Below are 2399 nucleotides of genomic sequence, written 5' to 3'. Positions count from 1 at the left end.
TATTCCAGATACGCTCTTGAGCTTCTAATTCTTCGACAAGGTTCTGCATGCTTCCCGCAGTAGTACTTGTCATTTCAACTTCATAGATATTTTTTTTATAACTTTCATCTAGACCTTCAATTGCCAGTGGATCTCCGACACGTAGTATTTGCTGTATAGCTACTTTCTCTTGAGCCGCTAGCTTTTCTAAAACAATAAGTTCTTCATTAAACCGTTCACTTTCAGGTAAAAATTTCCAAGTCTCTTCGTACTCTTTTTTAAACGCATTCAACAGGTTCTCTTCTGGTGGATACTGAACCTTTAAATCCTTCAGTTCTTCAACCTGTTGATCCGAACGATCGGCTCGCTCTTTAATTGAATCTAGAAAATAGACTTGTCCGAAAATAAACACGCCTAGAATGACTAGTCCCATCATTAAGGCTAGCATGAATGACAGTCGATTCCATTTTAGCTTCATGACAGAACCTCCTCTCCTAAAGCTGTTTCATCAATTTCTAGCCACAGTTCTACAATCGAATCTGCTCCTTCTACTTGATTTTCCACCCGGATGAAGTGAACTGTCGACACAAAACTTAGCGCTTTAAATTTTTCGACAGTATCGGATAGTTCTGTTGCCGTTAACCCTTCAAGTACTAATGTAATTTGATTGGTTTCATTTTTATTAAAAATAGACACTCGTTTTTCCCCGTTTGGAACTTGTTCGAGAATCGCGTTTGTTACATATGCCATTGGGTATTGCATCGCTTCAAGTGTAGCCTTATTTCCTGCTACTTGCTGCGTTAATAAATCAAATTCTTGTATCTTTCGTGAAACACTAAGCTGATCTGCCTCATTCTGAAGCCACTCTTGGTTCTGCTTTTCACCATTCGTATAATAAGCCTGCATTGAGAAAAAATAGATGCCTACTAGAAGAAGCAAGAAAAGGAAAACGCCACTAATAAAATAGGGAAGAAAGTTTTTTTGTTTTTTTTCAAAGAAATTGACTTCAAACATGTTTATTTTCCCCCTGCACTTTTTTTCTAGTACGCTTTACTTTTTTCTTGTTCACACTCTTAGTTGCGGTCACTTTTTTTTCTTTCATAGCCAGTCCGTACAAAGGTAAATATTTAGACGTGATTTCTTCTGAAACCTTTATTATATGAATCGGTTGGAAAAAACGTTCAGAAAACTGTTCCTTAACTTTTTCTAAGTCCGGAAAATCTCCTGCTAAATAAATATCCGTTACCCCACTTTCACCGTTCATCACTGAGTAGCGATAAAATTCTAGCAATCTTTCTAAGACATTAAGTGTTTCAGCAATTGCTTCTTCAAGTGATTCAGAATCTTCTTTCCAAATCGATTCACCATCTGGGGTTACGTCCCATAAATCAATCAATCGAGTTAAACGCGATTGACGCGATAATTTAGGTAAATCTTCATTAAAAATCATAACTGTATTATTGACTGTACTCCATTGCAGAACCATTATATGCTTAGTCGAGTCTGCATGTAGCTCACCTTGCTGCTTAATAAGTCGGTACAAACTTAGCGATGAGATATCCGCTACAACAGGATCTAGTGATACTTTTTGTAATAGCGACTCATACTGCGTAATAATTTCTTGCGGATAAAGCATCAAAAGAACGATCTGTTCCAAATCATTCGCTTCAAGTAATTCAAAATGAAAGCGTGTCTCTTTGAATGGAGAGCGAATCAATTGTCCCATATGTAGAGCAATATAAGCTTTAATTTCCGAAGGATCTAACTGCAATGGAATTTTTTCTTCACGCACAATGACAAAATTATCTGGCAACAAAATAGACGCCTTTGCGTTTTTCCATTTTTTTTCAGTAACCAATGCGTTTAACCGATTTTCAAGCAAAGATGAATCAATGATTCTTTCTTCATGAAGAATTTCATTGTCAAACAGAATTTCACTTTTTTCTAGCACTTTGCCGGAGTTTGCATCCACCGCCAAATAACGAATCCGTCTTTCTAAAAATTCAAAATAAACCAAGGGTTGTTTTTTAAATAACATCTTATACCTCCTTTCATAGTCGAAACATAAAAATAATCTTCAAACTTAATTAAAAAATGATCCATACCACTGAAGAATTGTTTCTCCAAAATAAAAGACCGTTAATGCAGAGAGTCCAATGTATGGACCAAATGGAATAGTCATTTTTCGATCGCCATTCGTTAGCTTCATGAGAATCATGCCACTGATAGCGCCGTAAAGGGTTGCTAAAAAAAAGAGCACTAAAAACAAACGAGGTCCAAAAATAAAGCCTAATAAAGTAAAGTATTTTAAGTCCCCTGCGCCCATCCCACCATTAGATAAAAGAATGATGACAAATATCAAACCAAAAGCTAGACCAGCTCCTACTAAAGAAATCCAGAAAGAGGGTTGTGGGTATAAG

At 36.4% G+C, this 2399-nt stretch carries 4 protein-coding genes; all 4 read right to left on the bottom strand.

Annotation, left to right across the window (positions count from 1 at the left end; all coding sequences use genetic code 11):
- Nucleotides 1-457: hypothetical protein (locus tag WBF61_RS00705; RefSeq protein ID WP_424253030.1), on the bottom strand; the 457-nt coding region annotated here is incomplete at its 3' end.
- Nucleotides 454-993, bottom strand: coding sequence for a hypothetical protein (locus tag WBF61_RS00700; RefSeq protein ID WP_424253028.1), 540 nt, complete (start codon nucleotides 991-993; stop codon nucleotides 454-456). The genes WBF61_RS00705 and WBF61_RS00700, both read right to left, overlap by 4 nt.
- The gene (gene pilM / locus WBF61_RS00695) at nucleotides 986-2017 is read right to left on the bottom strand and encodes a type IV pilus biogenesis protein PilM (protein WP_424253026.1); all 1032 of its coding nucleotides are present in this window, start codon (nucleotides 2015-2017) and stop codon (nucleotides 986-988) included. The genes WBF61_RS00700 and pilM overlap by 8 nt, the downstream gene beginning before the upstream one ends.
- A gap of 45 nt (nucleotides 2018-2062) precedes the next feature.
- Nucleotides 2063-2399, bottom strand: a 337-nt coding sequence (locus WBF61_RS00690) for a prepilin peptidase (RefSeq protein WP_424253024.1), incomplete at its 5' end; no start/stop codon positions are given.

Source organism: Carnobacterium sp. (genome assembly GCF_049673005.1).
GTDB lineage: Bacteria > Bacillota > Bacilli > Lactobacillales > Carnobacteriaceae > Carnobacterium_A.
The sequence above is the reverse complement of the archived record's forward strand: the minus strand, read 5'-3'. Positions and strand labels throughout refer to the sequence as shown.